At 56.8% G+C, this 22,586-nt stretch carries 22 protein-coding genes; 14 read left to right on the top strand and 8 right to left on the bottom strand.

The annotated features are described in order from the left end of the window. Positions 1 to 58: 58 nt before the first annotated feature. A complete protein-coding gene (locus tag RMR21_RS03330; protein ID WP_498669298.1) occupies positions 59 to 814 on the top strand; it encodes a DUF3750 domain-containing protein in 756 nt (251 codons plus the stop codon). Here the strand turns inward: RMR21_RS03330 and RMR21_RS03325 are convergent. Next, positions 799 to 2,154: a chloride channel protein gene (locus tag RMR21_RS03325; protein WP_498669297.1), complete on the bottom strand. Its 1,356-nt coding sequence runs from the start codon at positions 2,152 to 2,154 to the stop codon at positions 799 to 801. The genes RMR21_RS03330 and RMR21_RS03325 overlap by 16 nt on opposite strands. 131 nt (positions 2,155 to 2,285) lie before the next feature. Here RMR21_RS03325 and RMR21_RS03320 point away from each other — a divergent pair, with 131 nt between their 5' ends. Then, positions 2,286 to 2,567: a YlcI/YnfO family protein gene (locus tag RMR21_RS03320; protein WP_498669296.1), complete on the top strand. Its 282-nt coding sequence runs from the start codon at positions 2,286 to 2,288 to the stop codon at positions 2,565 to 2,567. Then, entirely contained in the window at positions 2,564 to 2,863 is a 300-nt protein-coding gene (locus RMR21_RS03315; protein ID WP_498669295.1) for a type II toxin-antitoxin system RelE/ParE family toxin, read from the top strand. The genes RMR21_RS03320 and RMR21_RS03315 overlap by 4 nt, the downstream gene beginning before the upstream one ends. A gap of 3 nt (positions 2,864 to 2,866) precedes the next feature. Here RMR21_RS03315 and betA read toward each other — a convergent pair whose 3' ends face one another. Genes betA through betI form a run of 3 tightly spaced genes read right to left on the bottom strand, consistent with a single transcriptional unit; the run spans position 2,867 to position 6,684 of the window. Next, entirely contained in the window at positions 2,867 to 4,519 is a 1,653-nt protein-coding gene (gene betA / locus RMR21_RS03310) for a choline dehydrogenase (RefSeq protein WP_498669294.1), read from the bottom strand. Between the two features lie 58 nt (positions 4,520 to 4,577). Continuing rightward, positions 4,578 to 6,041 (bottom strand): betaine-aldehyde dehydrogenase, encoded by a 1,464-nt coding sequence (gene betB, locus RMR21_RS03305; RefSeq protein ID WP_498670233.1) that lies wholly within the window; start codon positions 6,039 to 6,041, stop codon positions 4,578 to 4,580. Positions 6,042 to 6,057: 16 nt separating this feature from the next. Beyond that, positions 6,058 to 6,684: a transcriptional regulator BetI gene (gene betI, locus RMR21_RS03300; protein ID WP_498669292.1), complete on the bottom strand. Its 627-nt coding sequence runs from the start codon at positions 6,682 to 6,684 to the stop codon at positions 6,058 to 6,060. A gap of 452 nt (positions 6,685 to 7,136) precedes the next feature. Here betI and RMR21_RS03295 point away from each other — a divergent pair, with 452 nt between their 5' ends. From RMR21_RS03295 to RMR21_RS03275, 5 genes are all read left to right on the top strand, one after another. Further along, positions 7,137 to 7,367: a ribbon-helix-helix domain-containing protein gene (locus RMR21_RS03295; protein WP_498669291.1), complete on the top strand. Its 231-nt coding sequence runs from the start codon at positions 7,137 to 7,139 to the stop codon at positions 7,365 to 7,367. A 168-nt stretch (positions 7,368 to 7,535) separates the two neighbouring features. Further along, entirely contained in the window at positions 7,536 to 9,338 is a 1,803-nt protein-coding gene (locus tag RMR21_RS03290) for a GGDEF domain-containing protein (protein ID WP_498669289.1), read from the top strand. Positions 9,339 to 9,427: 89 nt separating this feature from the next. Further along, the gene (locus tag RMR21_RS03285; protein ID WP_498669288.1) at positions 9,428 to 10,426 is read left to right on the top strand and encodes an NAD(P)H-quinone oxidoreductase; all 999 of its coding nucleotides are present in this window, start codon (positions 9,428 to 9,430) and stop codon (positions 10,424 to 10,426) included. Between the two features lie 78 nt (positions 10,427 to 10,504). Beyond that, positions 10,505 to 10,759, top strand: a complete 255-nt coding sequence (locus tag RMR21_RS03280; protein WP_498669287.1) for a hypothetical protein — start codon at positions 10,505 to 10,507, stop codon at positions 10,757 to 10,759. Next, positions 10,756 to 11,181 carry a hypothetical protein gene (locus RMR21_RS03275; protein WP_498669286.1) on the top strand — a complete coding sequence of 142 codons (426 nt, stop codon included), beginning with the start codon at positions 10,756 to 10,758 and terminating at the stop codon, positions 11,179 to 11,181. The genes RMR21_RS03280 and RMR21_RS03275 overlap by 4 nt, the downstream gene beginning before the upstream one ends. Positions 11,182 to 11,521: 340 nt before the next feature. Here the strand turns inward: RMR21_RS03275 and RMR21_RS03270 are convergent, their stop codons facing one another. The 4 genes from RMR21_RS03270 to RMR21_RS03255 all read right to left on the bottom strand — a co-directional run bounded on the left by RMR21_RS03270 (position 11,522) and on the right by RMR21_RS03255 (position 15,453). Further along, positions 11,522 to 12,559, bottom strand: coding sequence for a sulfate/molybdate ABC transporter ATP-binding protein (locus tag RMR21_RS03270; protein ID WP_498669285.1), 1,038 nt, complete (start codon positions 12,557 to 12,559; stop codon positions 11,522 to 11,524). An 11-nt stretch (positions 12,560 to 12,570) separates the two neighbouring features. Continuing rightward, positions 12,571 to 13,443 (bottom strand): sulfate ABC transporter permease subunit CysW, encoded by an 873-nt coding sequence (gene cysW / locus RMR21_RS03265; protein ID WP_498669284.1) that lies wholly within the window; start codon positions 13,441 to 13,443, stop codon positions 12,571 to 12,573. Further along, positions 13,436 to 14,293 carry a sulfate ABC transporter permease subunit CysT gene (cysT, locus tag RMR21_RS03260; RefSeq protein WP_498669283.1) on the bottom strand — a complete coding sequence of 286 codons (858 nt, stop codon included), beginning with the start codon at positions 14,291 to 14,293 and terminating at the stop codon, positions 13,436 to 13,438. The genes cysW and cysT overlap by 8 nt, the downstream gene beginning before the upstream one ends. Positions 14,294 to 14,427: 134 nt before the next feature. Further along, positions 14,428 to 15,453: a sulfate ABC transporter substrate-binding protein gene (locus RMR21_RS03255; RefSeq protein ID WP_498669282.1), complete on the bottom strand. Its 1,026-nt coding sequence runs from the start codon at positions 15,451 to 15,453 to the stop codon at positions 14,428 to 14,430. A gap of 520 nt (positions 15,454 to 15,973) precedes the next feature. Between RMR21_RS03255 and RMR21_RS03250 the strand changes: the two genes are divergently transcribed. From RMR21_RS03250 to RMR21_RS03225, 6 genes are all read left to right on the top strand, one after another. After that, complete coding sequence (locus RMR21_RS03250) at positions 15,974 to 16,744, top strand: phosphoadenylyl-sulfate reductase (protein ID WP_498669281.1); 771 nt, start codon at positions 15,974 to 15,976, stop codon at positions 16,742 to 16,744. 29 nt (positions 16,745 to 16,773) lie between these two features. Further along, positions 16,774 to 17,727, top strand: a complete 954-nt coding sequence (gene cysD / locus RMR21_RS03245) for a sulfate adenylyltransferase subunit CysD (protein WP_498669280.1) — start codon at positions 16,774 to 16,776, stop codon at positions 17,725 to 17,727. After that, positions 17,727 to 19,202, top strand: coding sequence for a sulfate adenylyltransferase subunit CysN (gene cysN / locus RMR21_RS03240; protein WP_498669279.1), 1,476 nt, complete (start codon positions 17,727 to 17,729; stop codon positions 19,200 to 19,202). The genes cysD and cysN overlap by 1 nt, the downstream gene beginning before the upstream one ends. A gap of 223 nt (positions 19,203 to 19,425) precedes the next feature. After that, positions 19,426 to 20,937: a CDP-glycerol glycerophosphotransferase family protein gene (locus RMR21_RS03235; protein WP_498669278.1), complete on the top strand. Its 1,512-nt coding sequence runs from the start codon at positions 19,426 to 19,428 to the stop codon at positions 20,935 to 20,937. Positions 20,938 to 21,009: 72 nt separating this feature from the next. Then, positions 21,010 to 21,405: an FAD synthase family protein gene (locus RMR21_RS03230; RefSeq protein WP_498669276.1), complete on the top strand. Its 396-nt coding sequence runs from the start codon at positions 21,010 to 21,012 to the stop codon at positions 21,403 to 21,405. Positions 21,406 to 21,856: 451 nt separating this feature from the next. Continuing rightward, positions 21,857 to 22,267, top strand: coding sequence for a cupredoxin domain-containing protein (locus RMR21_RS03225; RefSeq protein ID WP_498669275.1), 411 nt, complete (start codon positions 21,857 to 21,859; stop codon positions 22,265 to 22,267). The last annotated feature ends 319 nt before the right edge of the window (positions 22,268 to 22,586 follow it).

Genomic DNA, 22,586 nt, shown 5'->3' with positions numbered 1-22,586 from the left:
AAATACGAAATTGATGTCGTTCTATCCAACTTCTCTGATTGATGCACGAGGCCCATCGTTGAAAGTTGCCAAACGTTTGCTGCTTGCCATTCTCATCATCTACCTCTTGCCAGCCCTTGCCTCTGCCGGGCTGTGGGCGATGAAGGAGCACCCGACAGGCTACCGCAATGCGCGCTGGTCTTCCGCTGGCATTTTGCCGGAAGCACCTGCCGATAAGCCAGCTGCCATCTACGTCTATTCCGCCATGACGGGGGGCCTCAAAGGTTCGATTGCCAGCCACGCCTGGATCGTTGTCAAACGGGAAGGTGCGACCAGCTATGAACGTTATGACAAGGTCGGCTGGGGCACGCCCATCCGCCGCAACGCCTACGCGCCGGATGCCTACTGGTATTCCAACATGCCGCGCCGTGTGGTGGAATTGCATGGGGAAGATGCTGCACGACTGATCCCGAAAATCGAGCAGGCCATTGCCGATTATCCCTATGGAAAACCGGGCGGTTACACCATCTATCCGGGTCCAAACTCCAACACCTTCGTCGCGCATGTGTTGCGCCTAGTGCCGGAACTGGGTGTCGTTTTGCCGCCCGATGCAGTCGGACGCGACTATCTTCCCAACGGGGAATTCATCCACGTTGCCGATGACTGGAAAGACGTGAGTCTCTCGCTTGGCGGTTATTTCGGCGTATCGGCAGGCGTCAGAAGCGGCCTGGAGGTCAATTTCCTCGGTCTTGTGGCCGGTATCGATCTGCAGCATCCTGGCGTCAAAATTCCGGGGTTGGGCTATTTCGGTACGCGTTCTCAGCTCGGCGTGTGATCTTCTGCTGCGCGGTTGGCACGTTTGGCACGAATGCCCTGCGCGATGAAGACCCGTGACAGGCCGTGATAAAGAGGCTCTGCCGAGATCATACGTGATGTCAGATATCCCAGCATCGACGCCGCCATGATGGGAATGACGGCCTCGTGGTTGCCCGTCATCTCCAGAATGATGACGAAAGCGGTCATCGGCGCCTGAACGACGCCTGCGAAATATCCGGCCATGCCGAGAATGGCTCCGAGACCAACGCTGGTGCCGAGAACGGATGCTACAGTGCTGCCGAAACCGGCACCGACCGATAACGAGGGCGCAAAAATGCCCCCGGGAATGCCGGACATCATGGCAAGAAAGGTGGATGCCAGCTTTTCGAGAAAAAAGAATGGCGGGGCTGCCTGGCCCTCAATTGCGGAACGCGCCTGCTCATAACCCGTGCCGAAAGTAGCACCACCCGTTGCCACACCGATGACAGCGGAGGCAAGGCCGCAACCGGCGGCCACGATCAGCATCCGCTTCAATGGCACGCTGTGGCTCCAGCGACGAATGCGTTGCGATACCTTGAGCGCACCGGCGCTGAACAACGCCCCGAACACACCCCCACCGATACCGCAGACCAGAACCAGTCCCCAATCTGCTGCCGTTTGGGCCACGACCGTGCTCGTGCCGAAATAGGTATAGGTTCCGACCAGACCTAGCGACGCCAGACCCGACAGAATGACGGCGGTCAGCACCAGCCCGTTGGAGCGCGCCTCGTAGGTCCGGCTCATTTCCTCTATGGCAAAAACGATACCGGCCAGCGGCGTATTGAAGGCGGCGGCGATACCTGCGGCAGAACCGGCAAGGATCAATCCCCGCGCCTGCGCCATGCCGCCGATCCGTGCCGCTTGCAGCATGATCGATGCGCCCACCTGCACCGTGGGTCCCTCGCGGCCGATGGACGCGCCGGACAGCAGACCCGCTATCGTCAGCACGATTTTGCCGACAGCCAGTTTTAGAGACAGGAGCCGCACACGATCCTCATCATCATGAAAGTGCCGTGCCGCAATCGCCTGCGGAATGCCGCTTCCGCCGGAATTGGGAAACACGGTGATGGCCAGCCACGCGCAAAGCGCAAAGCCGAGCGGGGTGATGATGAGCGGCAGAAGAAAGGCCCACTCTCCCGACGACGTGACGGAGACGAACAGATGCTGCGCCCAGTCCGCCATTTTCGCAAACGCAACGCTGATGACACCGACAGCCAGAGCACCGGTCCAGAAAACGGCGCGCGGTTTCCATATCCGCCACGAACCCCACATGACGCGGGAGCGGCGAAACATCTTCATTTTCTTGTATTTGGCAGGCATGGCAACTTTTCTGTCGTCCGGGAGAAGCTCCCTTATCGGACTCACAGACGACGATTGCAACCTCGTCTTTGACAATTGCCGGGGAATGGCGCAGGATCGCGCATCGCAATTGCAACGCATAGGGCTAAATCATGAAAACCGCAACGATACCGTCATTAAGGGTAACCTCGGATTTTCGCGAAGCTGCCGAAAGTGTTTTGAAGGAGGGTGAGACGCTCTCGTCATTCGTGGAAGATTCGGTACGACGTCAGGTCGAAATACGGAAATCGCAGGCGGAGTTCATTGCGCGCGGGCTTGCGTCATTGGAAGAATCTGAACGAACAGGCGTTTATTATACGACTGACGACGTCCTATCAATGATGAAGCGAAAGCTTGATGCTGCCAAGGCGGCGCAAACCAAAAAAATGGGATGAGTTACGCGCTCCGCTTCACCACAAATGCGTTGGCAGATTTTGACAGGATTTACGACGTTCTTGTCTTCTACGATGTCAATCTTGCCGAAAGGGCGGTCCTCGCCGTGAAAACGGGTTTGCAAACTTTGACCGAGTTTCCTTTCAGTTGCCGAAAGGTCGAAGGCGGCAACGGTGTCGTACGTGAACTTCTCGTACCGTTCGGATCGTCGGGATATATCGTATTGTTCCGTATCGACAGCCCCGAGATAGTAACCGTCGCAGCCGTACGCCACCAGCGCGAAGACGATTACCACTGATCCCTACCGATCGCTCACCTCTGCACGCGGGTTGACCCATGGCTCCTGATTGGAGCGCGGCAGCGGTTGTCTCCCTAGAATATGATCCGACGCCTTCTCTCCCGTCATGATCGAGGGGCCGTTGAGATTGCCATAGGTAACGTGCGGGAAGATCGAGCTGTCGGCCACGCGCAGGCCATCCACGCCGATGACCCGGCATTCGGGATCGACGACCGCCATCGGGTCGTTTCGGTCGCCCATTTTGCAGGTGCCGCAGGGGTGGTAGGCGCTTTCCAGATGCTCACGCAGGAACGCGTCGATGTCTTCGTCGGATTGCACCGCCTCGCCAGGCTGGATTTCGGGTCCGCGATAATCATCGAATGCCTTCTGGCTGAAGATATCCCGTGTCAGGCGCACGCAATGGCGGAATTTCTCCCAGTCCTCGGCGTGGCTCATATAGTTGAAACGGATGACCGGATCATCCTTCGGATCGGACGAGCGCAACGTCACATTGCCGCGTGATTTCGACAGGTTGAAGCCGACATGGACCTGGAAACCATGGCTCTTTGCCGCTGCCTTGCCATCATAGGAGATGGCGACAGGAAGGAAGTGGAACTGGATATCCGGCTGCTTCAGACCCGGCTCGGAGCGCAGGAAGGCACAGGCCTCGAACTGGTTGGAAGCACCAAGCCCACCCTTCGTCACCAGCCATTGCGCACCTGCCACCCCTTGCCAGAACCATGGCAGCCATGAGTAGAGCGAGACGGGCTTGGTGGAGACCTGCTGAAAGTAGAACTCCATGTGGTCCTGAAGATTGGCCCCGACGCCGGGGCGGTCAGCGATCACCTCAATGCCCATATCCTGCAAGTGCTGGGCAGGGCCAATACCGGAGAGCATCAACAGCTTTGGCGAATTGAAGGATGACGCCGAAACGATGACCTCACGGTTGGCGCTGATGGTTTCCACCTTACCGCGACGCTCGATTTCGACACCGGTGGCACGACCGTTTTCGATGACGATCTTGCGGGCAAAGCCATGCACCAGCGTAACATTCCCGCGTTTCAGAGCCGGTCGCAGATAGGCATTGGCGGCAGACCAGCGACGACCATTGTGGATGGTCTGCTCCATCAGGCCAAAGCCTTCCTGCTTGGAGCCGTTATAGTCGTCTGTCAGCTCGAAACCGGCCTGCGAACCGGCTTTGACGAAGGCGTGGAACAGCGGATTGGTAACCGGCCCGCGCTGCACATGCAGCGGCCCGTCGGTCCCGCGCCAGCCTTCCTCGCCGCCGTGGCTGGTTTCCATGCGTTTGTAATAGGGCAGCACATCTGCATAGGACCACCCTTGAGCGCCGAGCTCTTCCCAGCGGTTGAAATCCTCCGCATGGCCGCGAACATAGACGAGCCCATTGATGGATGACGACCCGCCGATGACCTTGCCACGCGGCGCAGTGATGCGGCGATTGTTAAGGTTCGGCTCTGGCTCGGAATAGTAACCCCAATTGTAGCGCTTCATGCTCATCGGCCAGGCCAGCGCTGCGGGCATCTGGATGAACGGTCCGAAATCCGAACCGCCCGCCTCGATCACGATGACGGAATATTTGCCGTCCTCCGACAGACGATAGGCCATGGCAGAGCCTGCGGAACCGGAACCGACTATGACGAAATCTGCGTTTTGCATGGTGGTTTCTTTCCAGGATTTAACGTCGACGCTGGCGGCTTCCCCTCCGCCACTTCAATCAGTAGGGCGCCTCGACCTTGCCCGTCGCCACATAAACCGTCTTCAATTCACTATAATGACTGAGCGCCGCCGCAGAATTCTCACGCCCGAACCCCGACTGCTTCGAGCCCCCGAACGGCATCTCTACCGGGCAGAGATTGTAGGTATTGATCCACAATGTGCCCGCCTCCAGCTGGTCCACCACGCGGTGCGCACGGGTGATGTCTGCGGTGAAGACGCCGCCTGCGAGGCCGAATTCGGTGGCGTTGGCGCGGGCAATGACTTCGTCTTCGTCATCGAAATCCAAAACGCACATGACAGGCCCGAAGATTTCTTCGCGGGCGATGGTCATACCATCGGTCACATCGGCAAACACGGTTGGCTGCACGTATGCGCCCTCGCCCGCGACATGGTTGGGAATGCCACCACCGGTGATCAGCGTGGCACCCTCGGCCTTGCCCTTCTCGATATAGGCCAGCACCTTTTCCTGCTGCGCCTTGGAGACGAGTGGGCCGATCTGGGTGGCTTCATCCATGGGATCGCCAATCACCATCGCGTCGGTGCGGCTTTTCAGGTTTTCGAGGAAGCGCTGCTTGGCGCCGCGCTGAACGAAAACGCGGGTACCGTTGGAGCAAACCTGACCGGAGGAATAGAAGTTGCCGAGCATGGCGCCGCCAACGGCACTTTCGATATCGGCATCGTCAAACACGATGAGCGGCGATTTGCCGCCCAGTTCCATGGTGACGTGCTTGAGATGACCGGCAGCGGCAGCGGCGACCTTACGGCCCGTTGGCACGGAGCCTGTAAGCGACACCTTGGCGACGTCAGCGTGATTGACCAGAAGCGGGCCGGTGTCTCTGTCACCCTGAATGACGTTGAAAATCCCCTTGGGGAGACCAGCCTCGATGAGAATTTCTGCGATCTTCAAAGCACCCAGCGGCGTGTTCTCGGACGGTTTGAAAACCATGGCGTTACCCGCCACAAGAGCAGGCGCCGCCTTCCAGCAGGCGATCTGCTGTGGGTAATTCCACGCACCGATACCGACGCAGACGCCGAGCGGCACGCGTTTGGTATAAGCGAAATCACCACCGAGCGGGATGTAATCGCCGTTGAGGGCCGAGGGTGCGATGCCGCCGAAGAACTCGAAAGCGTCCGCGCCGGAGGTCGAATCCGCCACGATGGTTTCCTGAATGGGCTTGCCCGTATCCAGCGTCTCAAGCTCCGACAAGGCGCGGTTGCGCTCGCGGATGATGTCGGCTGCACGACGCAAGATACGCCCACGGGCGGTGGGACTCATCGCCGCCCATTCCTTCTGTGCTTTCTTCGCGGATGCCACTGCACGCTCGACAATGGCGGGCGTGGCGGCATGCAACCTTGCGACAACTTCACCCGTTGCCGGATAAATGCTTTCGAAGATCGTGCCTTCAGTGTCTTCGACGTAATCACCATCGATGAAATGCGATGCTTTGGGCTGGGCTTTCAATGTCATATGAAACTCCTCACAGAATGCGGATAGACGGCTTGCCCTCAAGAGGCGGCGCGTCGGAAAATGGTTTGAGCTGGGTATCGAAATAGTTTTCGACCAGCGCAGGTGCAGCGGAAAGGCCGAGCGGGGCAGCCTGAAGGCTGTGTCTGATATAGAGCCCGTCGATGAGTGCTGCGGCGCCCTCCGCAATCCGCGCTGCATCGTCCGGCGGGCAGAGGCGGTTGAGGCTGTCCATGATGTTGGAACGCAGGCGGCGTGTGTAAACGATCAGCAGGCGGCGCATGTCTTCGGAACGCTGCGCCTCCACATAAAAGGCAAGCCAGGCAGCAACGGTGTCGTTGGTGAACTGGTCGCTCTGGAACGAGACACGGACGATCGCGCTCAGCCGCGCACGCGGGCCGGACGCCTGACCGAGGGCTGCAATGGCATCCTGACGAAGAGCGCGCAAAAGACTGCGGATCGTCTCCAGAAGAAGCTGTTGCTTGCTGCCGAAATAATGATGCGCAAGAGCTGCCGACACGCCCGCCTCACGGGCGATGTCCGACATGGTGACATTCAGCGAACCGTTCTGACCGATGGCCCGCAGAGCGGCATCCATCAGCGCTTTCTTGCGCAGCGGCTCCATTCCAAGCTTTGGCATTCGCAGTCTCCTTTCGCACCAATTTATTATTGATTGATTGATCAATCAATAATAAATGCGACACGCAAACGTGTCAGTTGCGGCACCTAGAACACTTTGCCGTCCAGCCCTGATTTTGGTAGGGTGCTGCGATCAGCAAATGAGAGGTCGCAGCCATGACCGAGTGCATTCGCTTGCAAAACCAAGAGCAGCGCCTGAGCAGGAGGCACGTGGCCGCTTGGCAAGCCGGCATCGTGGTTTTCCCAATCTGCCTCGATTTGCTGAAAAGATATTTCCTTTGGACCCAACAGCCTCGACGGACGTTTCTTCGCGGGCACGTTGCGTTTATGCTAATATAGTGTCGACTCAAGTCCGTTCACGACTGGCCGGTGACGGATGCATAAAATGGCCAGGAGCGATTGAGTTCGGTGTGTTTGTCCGAAGTTAAACGGTCAAAAAAGGGAGAGAAGACTATGCCGATGGTAACCGTATCCATTTCCCCAGAGCAGGCAGCCAAAATGCGTGAAGCGGTGGACAGCGGAGATTATGGCTCCGGCAGCGAGGTTGTGCGCGCTGCGCTTCGGCTCTGGCTCGAAACCGAAGCGCGCAGTGGCACCTCGAAAAGCAAGCGGCCTGTCAGTGACGAATATTTGAATGTCGCAGAACTTTACGAGGCGCACTCCACGCGCAGACGACATGCCTAAGCTCATGGCGTTGTTGCGCTAAAGCTGCTTTAGAGAATGGTGCTGCAGTCACAAAAACTTCAAAAAAGCTTCATCAACCGGAAAGTTTTTGTTGAGGAGTTTGCAGCATCGTCGCCACCGAAACACGCCCTCACGATTCCGTGTGCGGCGTGATGGTGGAGAGCATTCATGCAGTCGACGGCGATCGACCCGGACGTCATCAGGCGGTTTGCCAGCGGGCAAATGGCCTCCATGGCTAAACTCGTTCTTGAAACTGCATTCCAGCCCATCGTTGAAGCCACCACCGGCACGGTATTCGGCTACGAGTCGCTGATGCGCGGCTTTGATCGCATCGGCTTTTCCGATCCTCTGGCACTTCTGGACCATGTCGCGGCAGACGGGCAACTTGTTGCCGTGGAGCAGATGCTGGCGGGCCGTGCCCTTGCGAAGTTTTCCACGCTGCCTGAGTTTCAATCGGCCACGCTTTTTCTCAATCTGGATGTGCGGCTCATTCCGCATGGCGATGTTATTCTGGACAAGCTGTTGGAGCACATGGCCAAAGCCTCCATACCGCCGTCCTCCGTCTGCTTCGAACTGTCCGAGCGCTTCGACAATACCAGCGTGCCGGAGTTCAGCGCGCTCATCGCCCGAATGCGCAAGGAAGGCTTCAAGCTGGCCATCGATGATTTCGGCGTCGGTCATGGCGAGATGAAATTACTGTGTGAATTTCCTGTCGATTATCTGAAGATCGACCGCTACTTCATCGACGGCGTGGATCGCAATCCGCGCAAGCGTCATCTGGTGAAGAACATCGTCAACATTGCCCACGTACTGGGTGTGCGAGTGATTGCCGAGGGCATCGAGACCGAGGCCGAGTTTCTGGCCTGCCGCGACCATGGCGTGGATCTGGTGCAAGGCTGGTTCATTTCCCGACCCACCACATTCGTCAGCGAGTTGCAGGGCGCCTTTCCACATCTCCAGCATCTGGGTGAAACGCGGCGCAGCAGCCAGACTCTGGATGAAATCCTCATCCGTCGCCAGATCGAGCGCCTGCCTACCGTTTTCGAAAACGACAGTATCGACAGCGTGTTCGAGCTTTTCCGTCGCAACCCGGCGCAAGCCTTTTTTCCCGTCCTCAATGCCAATGGCGAACCACGCGGCGTGATCAACGAACATCATCTGAAGGAATATATCTACCAGCCATTCGGCCGAGATCTGCTCAAAAACAAGGTCTATGAGCGGACGATATCGCATTTCGTCGATGGCGCGCCCATCGTCGGTCTGGATGCGGATGCCGACCAGTTGATGAATGTCTTTGCCAATACCGGTGGCAGCGCCTGCGTTATCCTGACCGAAAACATGCGCTACATCGGCGTCGTCTCCGCAGCATCGCTGATCAAGGTCATCAATGAAAAGCAGTTGAAACTGGCGCAGGAGCAGAACCCTTTAACTGCTCTGCCCGGAAACCGCGCCATCAGCAGCTTCATCGAAGACAGTTGCGGCGACAGCGACGATAACCGCTTCTTCTGCTATTGCGATTTCGACAACTTCAAACCCTTCAACGACAAATACGGTTTCCACATCGGCGACCACGCCATCACGCTGTTTTCGGCGCTGATGAAACGCTATTTCTTTTCTGGCGACTGCTTCCTCGGCCATATCGGCGGCGACGATTTCTTCATCGGCGTGCGCGACTGGACCAGGGACGAGATCACGGAAATCCTCGAAAGGCTGTTGAGCGATTTCCACGACGATGTCGTGGAACTATATTCCGACGAGGACCGGATGGCAGGCCAGATCAAGGGCCATGACCGGTTTGGAAACGAGCGTGACTTCGCACTGCTGCGGTGCTCCATTGCCGTCCTGAAACTGCCGAAGGGGTTGATTATCGCCAATCCCGAGCGCATCGGTAGCGATATCGCAGCGATCAAGAAGGCGGCCAAGGAAAGCGCATCAGGTCTCGTCATTCGTGGCTTCGGAGAGCCGGACTAAGCGTTCAGACATCGCGGCAAAACGCCTTCTTCCATCTCGCCGTCATCTCGCCTAAGTTCCCGGCCGATGAAACATGATGGAGGCCGACCATGACTTTGCCCGAAACGATGCGATTTGTTGACCTGCCCAGCTTTGGCGGGCCAGAGGTAATGGCTTTTTCGACAGGTCCGTTGCCCTCCCCCAAATCAGGCGAAGTTCTCGTGCGCGTCCAGGCCGCCGGTATCAACCGCCCGGATGTCGCGCAGCGCCAGGGTTCCTACCCCGCCCCGAAAGATGCGAGCCCCGTGCTGGGGTTGGAAATCGCCGGTGAAATCGTGGCACTCGGCGAAGGGGTGAGCGAGTTCAAGATCGGTGACGCCATCTGTGCGCTGGCCAATGGCGGCGGTTACGCGGAATATTGCGTGGTGCCAGCGGGCCAGGCTCTGCCCTTCCCAAAAGGATATGATGCGGTGAAAGCGGCCGCGTTGCCGGAAACCTTCTTCACGGTCTGGGCCAACCTGTTTCAGATGGCAGGGCTGACCGAAGGCGAAAGCGTGCTGATCCACGGCGGCAGCAGTGGTATCGGCACAACGGCGATCCAACTCGCCAAGGCTTTTGGTGCAGAGGTTTACACCACCGCAGGCTCCAAAGAAAAATGCGATGCCTGCGAAAAGCTCGGCGCAAAGCGGGCGATCAACTACCGCGACGAGGATTTCGTTGAGATCGTCAAGGCACAGACCAATGGCAAGGGCGTCGATGTTATCCTCGACATGATCGGCGCCTCCTATTTCGAGAAGAATCTGGCATCGCTGGCCAAGGACGGATGTCTCTCGATCATCGCATTTCTGGGCGGCAACATTGCCGAAAAGGTCGATCTGCGCCCGATCATGGTCAAGCGTCTGACGGTAACAGGCTCCACCATGCGTCCCCGCACAGGGGATGAAAAACGCGCCATCCGCGATGAATTGGTGGCACAGGTCTGGCCGCTTCTGGAAGCCGGCACGATCGGTCCCGTCATTCATGACGTCATCGATTTCGACCATGTCTCGGACGGCCACCGGTTGATGGAGTCGAGCAGCCATATCGGCAAGATCATGATGAGACTGTAACGCGAACATCCTCGCCCACTCATCCGCTTGACAAAATGTGTAAAATTCGTATTTTACACAAAAAGGAGATTGTCGGCCATGGCTCAAACTTTGCGCGTTCCAGCAACTGAGTTTGCTCGTAAGTTTACGACATTCCGGGAACAGGTGCAATCTGAAGGCGTGATTGAAGTTACGGCCCACAACCGTACGATTGGAGCGTTTTTGTCTGCTTCCGAACTCCTTCACTATCAAGACTTGAAAAGACGCGAACGTCAGGTGATCCGGGTAAGCGAATTGGATGATGAAACCATGACGCTGATCATGAACGCCGAGTATGGCAAAGCATCAGAGTGAGTTACCCAATTCCCGTCCCGGGCCTTGTCGTCCGTTACAACTATTTGTGGGATAAGGAAAAAAGCCAGGGCCTGTCTACCGGAAGCAAGGACAGGCCCTGCGCCATTATCCTGTACCATTCCACGAACAACGACACGATTGTCGTGCCAATTACACATGCTCCTCCCGAGATTGGCGAGGAGGATCTATCAATCGAAGTTCCTGTCGAACTTTGCGACAAGCTTGGCCTGGATGAGCAAACCAACTGGATTCGCTTGAGCGAAGTCAACAGATTTGAGTGGCCAGGAAACCATCTCAGGCCGCTTCCCTCCAATCCTAGCCGTTATGATTACGGCATGATTCCTCCAGAGTTTTTCCAAACAATCAAAACCAAGCTTCGCGAAACCATGATGAAGGGAAGAGTGGCTCTGGCCAAACGCTAGAGCGCTTCCTTGTTAAACGGAAACGCTCTAGGGAGCGAAACATACACCTGTTTTATCCAGTCATTCGATATGTTTCAGAAAAGCCCGTGTTGGCTACCCCCTTGCAATCTCGACGAATCGTATTACCTTCTTGTCATGTTCAACGTAGTGAAAGGAAGGTGATCCAATGTCTAATGAGATTTCGGTCTTCGTAGCGGGCAATGGAAAGGATTTGATTTTGACGAGGCAGCCCTCGGCTTGATCCGCCTTCCAGCGAAACGTTGATAAACGTTTCAGGTCTGAAACAAGACCAAACTCATGGAAGGGCCGCCACAAGCGGCCCTTTTCCTATTTCTGGGTCTTACTTGCGGAACACTTTCCAGCGGGTTGGCCGGAAACGGACTTCACTGCCCACAGCCACCGTTGCATCCAGCGGGACTTCGATTTCGAGATGGTGCGGCTCATGCCCATTGTTCGCAATATCTATTTCCGCGATCCGCGTTCCCGCCAGGCGGCGGCAGATGGTGACTTTGCCGTAGAGCGCGTCGCGGTCGTCCGTCAGCACAACGTCCTCAGGTCGGAAGAACAGATCGCCATCCCCTTCGCAGGCATCGCGGATCCCGATATTTTCTCCCTGAAACAGCATGTGCCCATCGCGGATCGTCACCGGCAGGTTGGACGATTCTCCGATGAACGAGAAGACGAAGGGCGAGTTGGGGGTGTCGTAGACATCGTCCGCCGTACCGACCTGCTCTATTCTGCCCTGGCTCATGACGACGACGCGGTCGGCCAGTTCCAGCGCTTCTTCCTGATCATGGGTTACGAACACGGTGGTGTGGCCGGTACGGTCGTGAAACTCGCGCAGCCAGCGGCGCAGTTCCTTGCGAACCTTGGCATCCAGCGCACCGAAGGGTTCATCCAAGAGCAGAACCTTCGGTTCGATGGCAACGGCGCGAGCAAGAGCCACACGCTGGCGCTGACCGCCGGACAATTGGTTGGGATAGCGGTTTTCAAGACCGGAAAGATGCACCATATCCAGCAGCTCCGAAACACGCTTGCGAATGGCGGATTTTGCCGGGCGTGTCGAGGATGGGCGAACTTTGAGACCGAAGCCGATGTTATCGGCCACCGTCATGTGTCGGAACAAGGCGTAGTGCTGAAAGACGAAGCCGACATTGCGCTCCTGCACCGAGCGGTGGGAGGCGTCTTCGTCGCCAAAGAATATCTGGCCATCCGTGGGCTGTTCCAGACCGGCGATCAGTCGCAGAAGCGTTGTTTTGCCTGAGCCGGAAGGGCCAAGCAGCGCAATCAGTTCCCCTGAACGAATATCGAGCGAGACGTTGTCCAATGCGGGAAAGCGGTCGAACTGCTTGGTAATGTTGGTGACTTTGACGTCCATGGACATGCCCTTCAATGCTTGCCGGCGGCGTTGCCCGCGCCAAAGCGTATTTCAAGAATGGTTTTGAGAACAAGGGTAACAAGCGCCAGGCCTGCGAGCAAAGTCGCGACGGCGAAGGCAGCGCCAATATTGTACTCGTTATATAGAATTTCGACATGCAGCGGCATGGTGTTGGTTTCGCCCCTGATGTGGCCCGACACCACAGAGACGGCACCGAACTCGCCCATAGCACGGGCGTTGCACAGCAGAACGCCGTAAAGCAGACCCCATTTGATGTTGGGCAGCGTCACAAACCAGAAGGTCTGCCAGCCGGAAGCGCCCAAAGAAAGCGCTGCCTCTTCATCGCCCGTGCCCTGGTCCTGCATCAGCGGAATGAGTTCACGCGCGACGAAGGGAAACGTGACGAAGATGGTCGCCAGCACGATGCCCGGCACGGCAAACAGAATTTCGATGCCATAGCTTTTCAGGAACGGCCCGAGCACGCTGTGGGAGGAAAACAGGATGACGTAGACGAGGCCTGAGATAACCGGCGAAATGGAAAATGGCAGATCGATCAGCGTGATCAGAAACGCCTTGCCCTTGAACTCGAATTTCGCGATGGCCCAGGCCGCAGCGACGCCGAAGATGACATTGAGCGGCACCGAGATGGCGGCGACCAGAAGCGTGAGACGGATGGCCGACAGCGCATCCGGCTCGACAATCGATTCCCAGAAATATTCGCCGCCCTTGCGGAAAGCCTCCACGAAGACGGCGACCAGCGGCAGCACGAGAAAAAGCGCCAGGAAAACAAAGGCAAGGCCGATCAGCACCAGCTTTGCCGGCACGCCTTCGCTCGTCGGGTCACGGAAGGGTCTGGATGAAATGATGGGCGTTTGATCAGGCATAACCGTACCTCTTGCGGCTCCACGCCTGAATGAGATTGATGACGAACAGCATGGAGAAGGAGATGATCAGCATGATGGTGGCAATGCCAGTGGCGGCTGGGTAATTGAACTCCTCCAACCGTATGACAATGAGAAGAGGTGCGATTTCAGAGACATAGGGAATGTTACCAGCGATGAAGATGACCGAGCCATATTCCCCCACGCCGCGCGCGAAGGCGAGCGCAAAGCCGGTGAGAATGGCGGGCGTGAGGCCCGGCAGGAGAATACGGGTAATGGTCTGAAAACGATTTGCGCCAAGGGTTGCCGCCACTTCCTCCACCTGCCGGTCGATCTCCTCCATCACCGGCTGCACGGTGCGCACGACAAAGGGCAGGCCAATGAAGATCAGCGCGATGACGATGCCGGTCGGCGTGAAAGCGATCTTGATACCGAAGGGCTCGAACATCTGCCCCACCCAGCCACGGTTGGCGTAAAGCGCCGTCAGCGCAATGCCGGCGACGGCCGTGGGAAGCGCAAATGGCAGATCCACGATGGCATCGACGAAGCGACGCCCGGGAAAGCGGTAGCGGACCAGCACCCATGCGATGAGGACGCCGAACACGGCGTTGACGAGCGCCGCCAAAAACGCCGTGGTAAAGCTGATGCGCAGCGCATTCAGCGTTCTGCTGTCGGTCGCGATTGCGAAGAATTCACCGGGGCCAAGCTTCGCCGTGGACCAGACGAGGCCAGCGAGCGGGATGAGAATGATCAGAAACAGATAGGTGATGGTGTAGCCGAGCGTCAGTCCGAATCCCGGCAAAACGCTGGATTGGCGCCACTTCCACTTCGTTGGCGATGGGGTATTGCTCATCAAGGCTCCGGGTAAAACGGGGGGCCATCGTCAGCCTCCCTTCATGCGCCAACGACCGGCCTCAGGGCCGGTCGATCTTGTCTCCGATCCGAACGGACGCAGATGCGACCCATTCGGTGTGCGCCATCATCGGCTTACTTTGCGGGCTTGTAAATCTGGTCGAAGATGCCGCCATCACCGAAATGTTCCGGCTGTGCCTTTGCCCATCCCCCGAACTGCGGATCATCGATGGTCACAAGCTTGATTTCCGGCAATTGCTTGAGCAAATCCTTGGAGACGACCGACGGGTTGGATGGGCGGTAGAAATGCTTGGCCGCAATATTCTGCCCTTCGTCGGAATAGAGATATTGCAGGTAAGCTTCGGCTGCTTTGCGTGTGCCCTTCTCATCGACATTCTTATCGACAACCGCGACCGGCGGTTCCGCGAGGATGGAAATGGGCGGAACAACGATCTCGAATTCATCCTTGCCGAACTCCTCGCCCGCCAGATAGGCCTCGTTCTCCCAGGCCAATAGCACATCACCGATCTGGCGCTGTGCAAATGTCACGGTCGAGCCGCGTGCGCCGGTGTCGAGCACAGGAGCGCGCTTGTAGAGTTCGCCGACATAGGCCTTGATCTTGGCCTGATCACCCTTGTACTCCTCATTGGCCCATGCCCAGGCTGCGAGATAGTTCCAGCGCGCGCCGCCAGAGGTTTTCGGGTTGGGCGTCACGATCTGGATGTCACCCTTGACCAGATCACCCCAGTTGTGGATGCCCTTGGGATTGCCCTTGCGAACCAGGAAGACGATGGTGGAGGTGTAAGGCGATGAATTGTGCGGAAGGCGCGTGCGCCAGTCGGCATTGATCTTGCCGCTGTTCTTGACGATGGCGTCAATATCGCTCTGAAGCGCCAGCGTTACAACATCTGCCTCCAGACCGTCGATAACCGAACGGGCCTGCTTGCCCGATCCACCGTGCGACTGCTGGATGGTGACATCCTCGCCCGTGTCGGCTTTCCACTTCTTGGCGAAAGCCTCGTTGAAATCCTTGTAGAGTTCGCGGGTCGGATCATAAGACACATTCAGCAGCTTGGTGTCTGCAGAGGCCGTTCCGACAGCACCCAGAGCAACGGACAGGCCAAGCGCAACGGCGCTGAGGCCAGAAAGAAGTTTCGACATCGGTATCCCTCCTAGATGCAGTGCGCCTAAGACTACTTGTAAAGGCCACAGGGTCAATCAGGTGCGATACAATCGCAAAAGTGTTTCCATTCCAGTGAGTTGAACGGCAACAAATACGCCGTGGCAACAGCGAACGGCGCAACGCCCCGCGTGTAAAACCCGCGCTGAACGCAAAATCCGTCCGCATTTTTACCGTATTTCCACCGTCGTCACGCCGAAATTTTCCGTGGTCGGAATGTTTTTCTGTCCAGCACTGGACTTTTAAAAACGCGTCCAAGATCACAAAATAGAAATCTATAAAAATTAGCGAATATATCGCAAATTGGTCTTGCTTTTTGACGTAAAACCGATTTCATACAGTTGCCGATACGCCACGACACTGCGTTCGTGGGCGGCTTTTGCGCATATTGTGCGCCTGCGAGAGATATTTGCTCTCCGATGAACAAGACAAGCATAGCCATTCCTGTCAAAACACGATGAATTCGCGGATATTTGGGACAGTAATGTTCGGAACCGTGAAATGACCATCAATCAGTCTGCGCAGCCATTCTCTCCTCACAATGTCGCATCGCTCAACGACCGACTTGCCAGTCTCGATCTGGCTGAGCGTCTGGCATTCGTGGCCGGGCTTGGCGGGCGCTCGGTGTTTACGACGAGCCTCGGCATCGAAGATCAGGTCATAACAGCCGCCATCGGCACGCATCGGCTGCCCATCGAGGTTGCGACACTGGAGACAGGACGCCTGTTTGCAGAGACGCTCAATCTGATTGATGAGACGGAAACGCGTTACGACATCGACATTATGCGGTTTTATCCCGCCAAGGACGATATAGACGCCTATACCTCCAAATATGGGCTCAATGGTTTTTACGACAGCGTCGAAGCCCGCCACGCCTGTTGCCATGTGCGCAAGCTGGTGCCGCTGGCACGGGCGCTGGAAGGAGCAAGCTTCTGGATTACCGGCCTTCGCCGGGGCCAGTCGGGCAACAGGGCGACCACGCCTTTTGCCGAATTCGATGCCGAGCGCAATCTGATCAAGATCAATCCACTCGCGGATTGGGATATCGATGTGATCAAGGCGCATGTTTCATCGGAAAACATTCCCGTCAATCCGCTCCATGCCCGTGGATATCCATCCATCGGTTGCGAGCCCTGTACCCGCGCCATCAAGCCCGGCGAGCCAGAGCGCGCCGGTCGATGGTGGTGGGAAAATGACGAGAAGCGCGAATGCGGCCTGCACGTGGCCGAGGCATCCCAAGCCTCTCCCCTGCCCGCCGCCTCACAACGATAATTGAAATCAACAGATTGCCGGAGTTTACAATGTCCCATGCAGTTCCGGAAACGGAAGGCAGCAATGTCACCACCCCAAAGCAGCCCCTTGACCCCCATCTGAAGGCGCTCGAAAACGAAGCCATCCATATTTTCCGTGAAGTTGCGGCCGAATTCGAAAATCCGGTCATGCTTTATTCCATCGGCAAGGATTCGTCCGTGCTGCTGCATTTGGCCCGCAAGGCGTTCTTTCCGGGTCGGATCCCCTTCCCACTGCTTCACGTCAACACTGGCTGGAAATTCAAGGAGATGATCGCGTTCCGTGACAACATCGTCAAGGAATATGATCTCGACCTCATCTCCTACACCAATCCGCGTGGTGCGAGCGAAAACGTGACACCGTTTACGCATGGTTCAGCGCTCTACACAGACATCATGAAGACCGAAGCACTGCGTCAGGCACTGGACGCTGGCAAGTTCGATGCCGCGTTCGGTGGTGCCCGCCGGGATGAGGAAGCCAGCCGCGCAAAGGAGCGCATCTACTCGTTCCGCACGCCCGACCATAAATGGGACCCGCGGAACCAGCGCCCGGAACTGTGGAACATCTACAACGGTATGGTTCGCCAAGGTGAGAGCGTGCGCGCCTTCCCGATGTCCAACTGGACCGAGGTCGATGTCTGGCGCTACATTCAAGCCGAGGGCATTCCTCTGGTGCCGCTCTATTACGCCGCAGAGCGCCCTTATGTCGAACGTGATGGCATGATGATCCTGGCCGAAGATGAACGTCTTGAACTGCTGCCCGGCGAAAACATCCAGCACGGCATGATCCGTTTCCGCACGCTGGGGTGTTTTCCGCTGACGGGTGCGATCAACTCTGAAGCCAAGACGCTGGACGAGGTGATTTCCGAGCTTGAAATCGCCACCGTTTCCGAACGGCAGGGACGCGCGATCGACCGCGACCAGTCCGGCTCCATGGAAAAGAAAAAGCGCGAGGGCTATTTCTGATGACCCAGAACACGACAGCCCAATCCGCCACCATTCTGCCGTTCGTAGAACCCGCAAAATTCGTCAGAGACACACGTCCGCTGCGGCTCATCACCTGCGGTAGCGTCGATGACGGAAAATCCACACTGATCGGCCGCCTGCTGTGGGACACAAAGGCGGTGAAGGAAGATCAGGCAGCCTCGCTTCACCGCGACAGCGGCAAGCAGAACGATCTCGGCCTGCCCGACTTCGCGCTGCTGCTGGACGGTCTCCAGGCCGAGCGCGAACAGGGCATCACCATCGATGTCGCCTATCGCTATTTCGCCACCGACAAGCGCGCCTTTATCGTTGCCGACACACCCGGCCATGAGCAATATACCCGCAACATGGCGACGGGCGCGTCTACCGCCGATCTGGCCGTGCTGCTGGTGGATGCCCGCACGGGCATTCTCGAACAAACGCGCCGTCATGCCACCATCGCGGCACTGATGGGCATTCGCCAGTTCGTGCTGGCCGTCAACAAGATCGACCTCACCAACTACGACAAGGCCGGTTTCGAGCTCATTGCTCATGACTTCCGTGAGTTTGCACAATCGCTCGGAATCAAGCAGATCACCTCCATCCCCATGTCGGCGTTGAAAGGCGAGAACGTGGTTCTCTCCGGCAAGCCGTCCATGCCATGGTATGAGGGCCCGACACTGGCCGAAACGCTGGAACTGGCAACGGCGCGCTCCACCCAGACCGGCGGTTTCCGCCTGCCGGTGCAGCGTGTATCACGCCCCGGCGAAAGCTTTCGTGGCTATCAGGGCACGGTCGCCGGTGGCGCCGTCAAGCCAGGTGATTCCGTCGTTATTCTGCCATCGGGCATGGTGGCCAACGTCAAGCAGATCGTCACCTTCGATCTGGTGCGCAACGCTGCCGTTTCCGGCGATGCGATCACGCTTGTTCTCGACAGGCAGGTGGATGTTTCGCGCGGCGACATGATCGTGTCCATCGAGGCACAGCCGCAAACAGGCCACGCCTTCGATGCGCAAATCGTGGCGCTTCAACCCGGCGGCATCGAGCCCGGAAAACGCTACTGGCTGAAAAGCGGTAGCCGCCGCCAGCGGGTGACGGTTCAACCGCAAACGCAACTCGACCTGAAAAATGGTCAATGGCTTACCCATACCGATACGCTTGCCATGAACGCCATCGGAAAGGTGCGCCTCGCCTTTGATGAACTGGCGATTTTCGATCCTTATGAACAGAACCGTTCCACCGGCTCCTTCATCCTGATCGATCCCGATACCAACAACACCGTTGCCGGTGGCATGATTATCGGCAGACGTGCCGACACCGGCAAGGTTTCCCAGGGCGAACGCGTCATCATCTCGCTGCCAGCCGATCTGGCCGAAGCGCTGCTGGCAAGCGAACAGTTGTCCAGCCGAAGAGACGAGATCGAAGTCCGGCGGACGAGCTCGGCAACAGCGTCTCGACTACTGGACAATCTGAACTGAGAAAACGTCTGCTATCGATAATGAAAGGCGCCGGAAACCCGGCGCCTTTTGCGTTTTGAGGAGGTTCATGCGGCTTTATATGTCGCTTTTATCGACCAGCGCCGCTGCGTAAGCCCCACTACAGTTCAGCAGGGTATTTCCGTGTTTAATTTATTCACTGTTCGAATCCCCGTACGCGCCGATTTCGACGCCGGAATTCGCAGTTAAACGCGGAACAGATTATATGGACGCTTCCATTTCCCTGCAATTGGCTGACCGCCTCGACTCTGTCGTCGCAAAAATCGATGAAATGGGCATGCGACTGGATGCCTTGATGCAAAGCACCGAAACCCACGGTGAGATTCAGATCGAAGTGGTGAAGCTGCTGCAACATATGCAGCATGTCCAACAGGATCTGGACAGCAAAGTCGAAGAACTCTCCAATGCTGTTACGACCACCGCCGACGGAAGTATTCGCAGCGACCTGTCGAAAATCGGCCTCGCCTTCATCCATGACAGCCGGCAGAAGACGGTGGATATCGCCTCGATCAAACAAAGCGCGAATATGGCTCTGCGAGAGGCGACGCGGGGGATTTTCCCGATCCGGACCGTTTTCCTGATCCAATCCATACCGATGTGGGATGCACTATCGGACGTCTATGACGCCATGGTGGAAGATGAAAGGTTCGACCCGATCGTTATCTCCATTCATGTGGGAACGTTGGGGCGGGGCGTTTACGAGGGTGAGGACAAGGTTAGCAGCGCGTTTGCCGCAATGGGCATACCCCATCTACGCTTCAACATGGACGATTCCTACGCCGCTCTGGACATTCTCAAGGCATTGAAGCCAGCCGTTATCTTCCGCCAACAACAATGGGATATGGGTGTGCAGCCTGCATTCCGAACCCAGGAATTGACGTTCAGCCGACTTTGTCTGGTTCCTTACGCGCTCAATCTGGCAGCGTCCCTGGGCGATCCAGTGGTGACGGATGTTTCGGCGTTCGGTTTCGACCAAGCCTATCATCGTGCAGCGTGGCGCATTTTTTGTGAGACCCCCATCACTCAAAGCTACTTTCGCTCCTTCGACCACTCCGATCCGAAAAAATTCGTTCTCAGCGGATATCCGAAATTTGATCGATTGCTGAAGGAGAGCAGCGCAGCCGCCTGGCCTGTTTCGCATCAGGGTCACAGAAATTTCAGGATTGTATGGGCGCCACACTATTCGTTGGGGAAAGGTGGCGGTCTGGGTTTCGGTGTATTTGATCGCATCTGGGAGGCGATGTTGTCCTGGGCGAGACAAAGCCCCGATATCGATTTCGTCTTGAAACCGCATCCGGCTCTGTTCGGTGCCATTTTGACGCCCGAAGCGCAGGCGATGTTCAGAAAGGCTTGGACGGAGCTGCCCAACTGCGCGTTTTCCGAAGAGCAGTATGGTCCGCTTTTTGCCGCGTCAGACCTTATGATATCCGACGGCCTGTCTTTTCTTGCCGAATATCCCCTCTTCAACAAGCCTCTGATCTTCTTTGATTCGGGCAATCACGTCGAGTTCAACGAGTTGGGGAAGCTGGCCGAAGCCGCCTCGCGGCGTGTTACCAGTTTCGATCAACTCAAACAGGCCGCTCTCGAATACAAGAGCGGCAAGCCATGGGAATTTGAGGAAGAGCGAAACACACTGCTGCAAAACATCCTTCCCAATCGCGGGAAGGCAGCGGCCAGTATTCTCGAAGCGATCGCGCAGGGCATCCATGAACCTTGACGTTTCGGATGTGCCTCGGAGCGCGTCGAGCGAGACCGGCGCAACCAACCTATTTTTCGTGGTGGGACCAAGATGAAGAAAATCATAACATTTGGCACTTTTGACGTGCTGCATATCGGCCATATTCGAATTCTTCAAAGAGCACGGGCATTGGGTGATTATCTTGTCGTCGGCGTTTCCACTGACGCTCTGAATTTTTCGAAGAAACAGAAAAGCCCCATTTACAACGAGAATGAACGACTCGAAATCATCAGTGCAATCATCGGCGTCGATGAAGTGTTTCTCGAACACTCACTGGAATTGAAAGAGCACTATATTCGCGAGCATGGCGCGGATGTTCTGGTCATGGGCGATGATTGGGCAGGACGCTTCGACTATCTCAATCACGTCTGTGAGGTCGTATACTTACCGCGAACCGACGGAATATCGACGACATCGACACTTGAGGAAATACGGCGCTACGTGTGAGCGGTATTTGCCGCGCGTGTCGCTGAAGGGCAGAGACACAAAAAGCGCCAGTCGAAACCGGCGCCTTTTAAAAGTATTCCGCATCGTCAAGAGATTAAAAAAAGAACATCCAAAGCAGCACGACGACGACTAACGGGACACCCATTGCCCACAAAACCACAGCTTTAAACATCACATTTCTCCCGTTAAACACGAGGAAGCAACGTCCTGTCGTTGCCAAAGGTTCCTTTGCGCGCAGTCCTCAGGACATTGAAGCGTGCATGTCATTGTTACCGGTGCCCTTTGGAACGGGCGATCCGACGCCTGCGCACCCTCCAATCGTTACAAAAAAGCAATTGTGGCGGAAAATATTCGTCAAAGCGCACGGGGTGCCTGTTGCGTAGCGTTAAATCTGCTAGGGGATCATGATCTCCCGCAAAAACCGGAAACGGCTCAACAAGGATATTTCGACATGCGTTTTCGCAGCGTAACATTGGCAGGGCTGGCCATTGCCCTTTCCGCTTGCACCACCACCACTCCCTCGCTTGCTCCTAAAAGCGCTGTTGAAACACGTTGGGTCGGCCAATCGGCTGGCATTTTCTTCGCCAAATTCGGTCCGCCACTGAGCGATATAGACAACGGCAGCAGCACCACCTTCACATGGCGCGGCGGTTACAAGACCACGACTGTTCCTGCGAAGTTTGACGAGGGCAAAGATGGCAAACGTGGCCGTCAAACGTCGTCTGCACGCAAGGTCTACCTGTCTTGCACCGTCCAACTGATGGTAGGTTCGGACTACACGATCCGCTCCATTCGCACCGTATCGGACCGTCCAGGCGTGAACGGGCCAAGCTATTGCGCGGAATTCCTCGCAGCGAATTGATAGCAGACACATTCCGACAACATCGCCCGTCGAAGATTACTTCGGCGGGCTTTTTTGGCTCCTCAGAGCGATCTGATGCCGGCAGCTCTTCGCTGTTGCGACGGAAATGAGCCGCGCACATCTGTTATGCGCTTGGCGCATGTCGTGATATTCTAGAATTGCATTGCTCGCAAAGGCGGGTGACGCCTTCATTGTGCGAGCTGGCACTCTGGACCTTATGGTACGGAAAAATAAGGCAAAATGCCTCGGTCGCCGTTTTTGCGCCTGCTTTTCGACACCCTCGTCGCCCGCTTCCCTCAAAAATCGACCAGACCAAGTG

The sequence above is a fragment of the Agrobacterium sp. rho-8.1 genome (assembly GCF_033957725.1).
In the GTDB taxonomy this organism is placed as follows: Bacteria; Pseudomonadota; Alphaproteobacteria; order Rhizobiales; family Rhizobiaceae; genus Agrobacterium.
The sequence above is the reverse complement of the archived record's forward strand: the minus strand, read 5'-3'. Positions and strand labels throughout refer to the sequence as shown.

Excerpts from the sequence above, each read along its gene's own strand:
- cysD (WP_498669280.1), top strand. The coding sequence starts at position 16,774 with ATGTCCCATGCAGTTCCGGAAACGGAAGGCAGCAATGTCACCACCCCA.
- RMR21_RS03325 (WP_498669297.1), bottom strand. The coding sequence starts at position 2,154 with ATGCCTGCCAAATACAAGAAAATGAAGATGTTTCGCCGCTCCCGCGTC.
- RMR21_RS03230 (WP_498669276.1), top strand. The coding sequence starts at position 21,010 with ATGAAGAAAATCATAACATTTGGCACTTTTGACGTGCTGCATATCGGC.
- betI (WP_498669292.1), bottom strand. The coding sequence starts at position 6,684 with ATGCCAAAGCTTGGAATGGAGCCGCTGCGCAAGAAAGCGCTGATGGAT.
- cysT (WP_498669283.1), bottom strand. The coding sequence starts at position 14,293 with ATGAGCAATACCCCATCGCCAACGAAGTGGAAGTGGCGCCAATCCAGC.
- RMR21_RS03250 (WP_498669281.1), top strand. The coding sequence starts at position 15,974 with ATGACCATCAATCAGTCTGCGCAGCCATTCTCTCCTCACAATGTCGCA.
- RMR21_RS03255 (WP_498669282.1), bottom strand. The coding sequence starts at position 15,453 with ATGTCGAAACTTCTTTCTGGCCTCAGCGCCGTTGCGCTTGGCCTGTCC.
- RMR21_RS03295 (WP_498669291.1), top strand. The coding sequence starts at position 7,137 with ATGCCGATGGTAACCGTATCCATTTCCCCAGAGCAGGCAGCCAAAATG.
- RMR21_RS03225 (WP_498669275.1), top strand. The coding sequence starts at position 21,857 with ATGCGTTTTCGCAGCGTAACATTGGCAGGGCTGGCCATTGCCCTTTCC.
- RMR21_RS03280 (WP_498669287.1), top strand. The coding sequence starts at position 10,505 with ATGGCTCAAACTTTGCGCGTTCCAGCAACTGAGTTTGCTCGTAAGTTT.
- cysN (WP_498669279.1), top strand. The coding sequence starts at position 17,727 with ATGACCCAGAACACGACAGCCCAATCCGCCACCATTCTGCCGTTCGTA.
- RMR21_RS03270 (WP_498669285.1), bottom strand. The coding sequence starts at position 12,559 with ATGGACGTCAAAGTCACCAACATTACCAAGCAGTTCGACCGCTTTCCC.
- RMR21_RS03315 (WP_498669295.1), top strand. The coding sequence starts at position 2,564 with ATGAGTTACGCGCTCCGCTTCACCACAAATGCGTTGGCAGATTTTGAC.
- RMR21_RS03290 (WP_498669289.1), top strand. The coding sequence starts at position 7,536 with ATGCAGTCGACGGCGATCGACCCGGACGTCATCAGGCGGTTTGCCAGC.
- RMR21_RS03235 (WP_498669278.1), top strand. The coding sequence starts at position 19,426 with ATGGACGCTTCCATTTCCCTGCAATTGGCTGACCGCCTCGACTCTGTC.
- RMR21_RS03285 (WP_498669288.1), top strand. The coding sequence starts at position 9,428 with ATGACTTTGCCCGAAACGATGCGATTTGTTGACCTGCCCAGCTTTGGC.
- cysW (WP_498669284.1), bottom strand. The coding sequence starts at position 13,443 with ATGCCTGATCAAACGCCCATCATTTCATCCAGACCCTTCCGTGACCCG.
- betA (WP_498669294.1), bottom strand. The coding sequence starts at position 4,519 with ATGCAAAACGCAGATTTCGTCATAGTCGGTTCCGGTTCCGCAGGCTCT.
- RMR21_RS03320 (WP_498669296.1), top strand. The coding sequence starts at position 2,286 with ATGAAAACCGCAACGATACCGTCATTAAGGGTAACCTCGGATTTTCGC.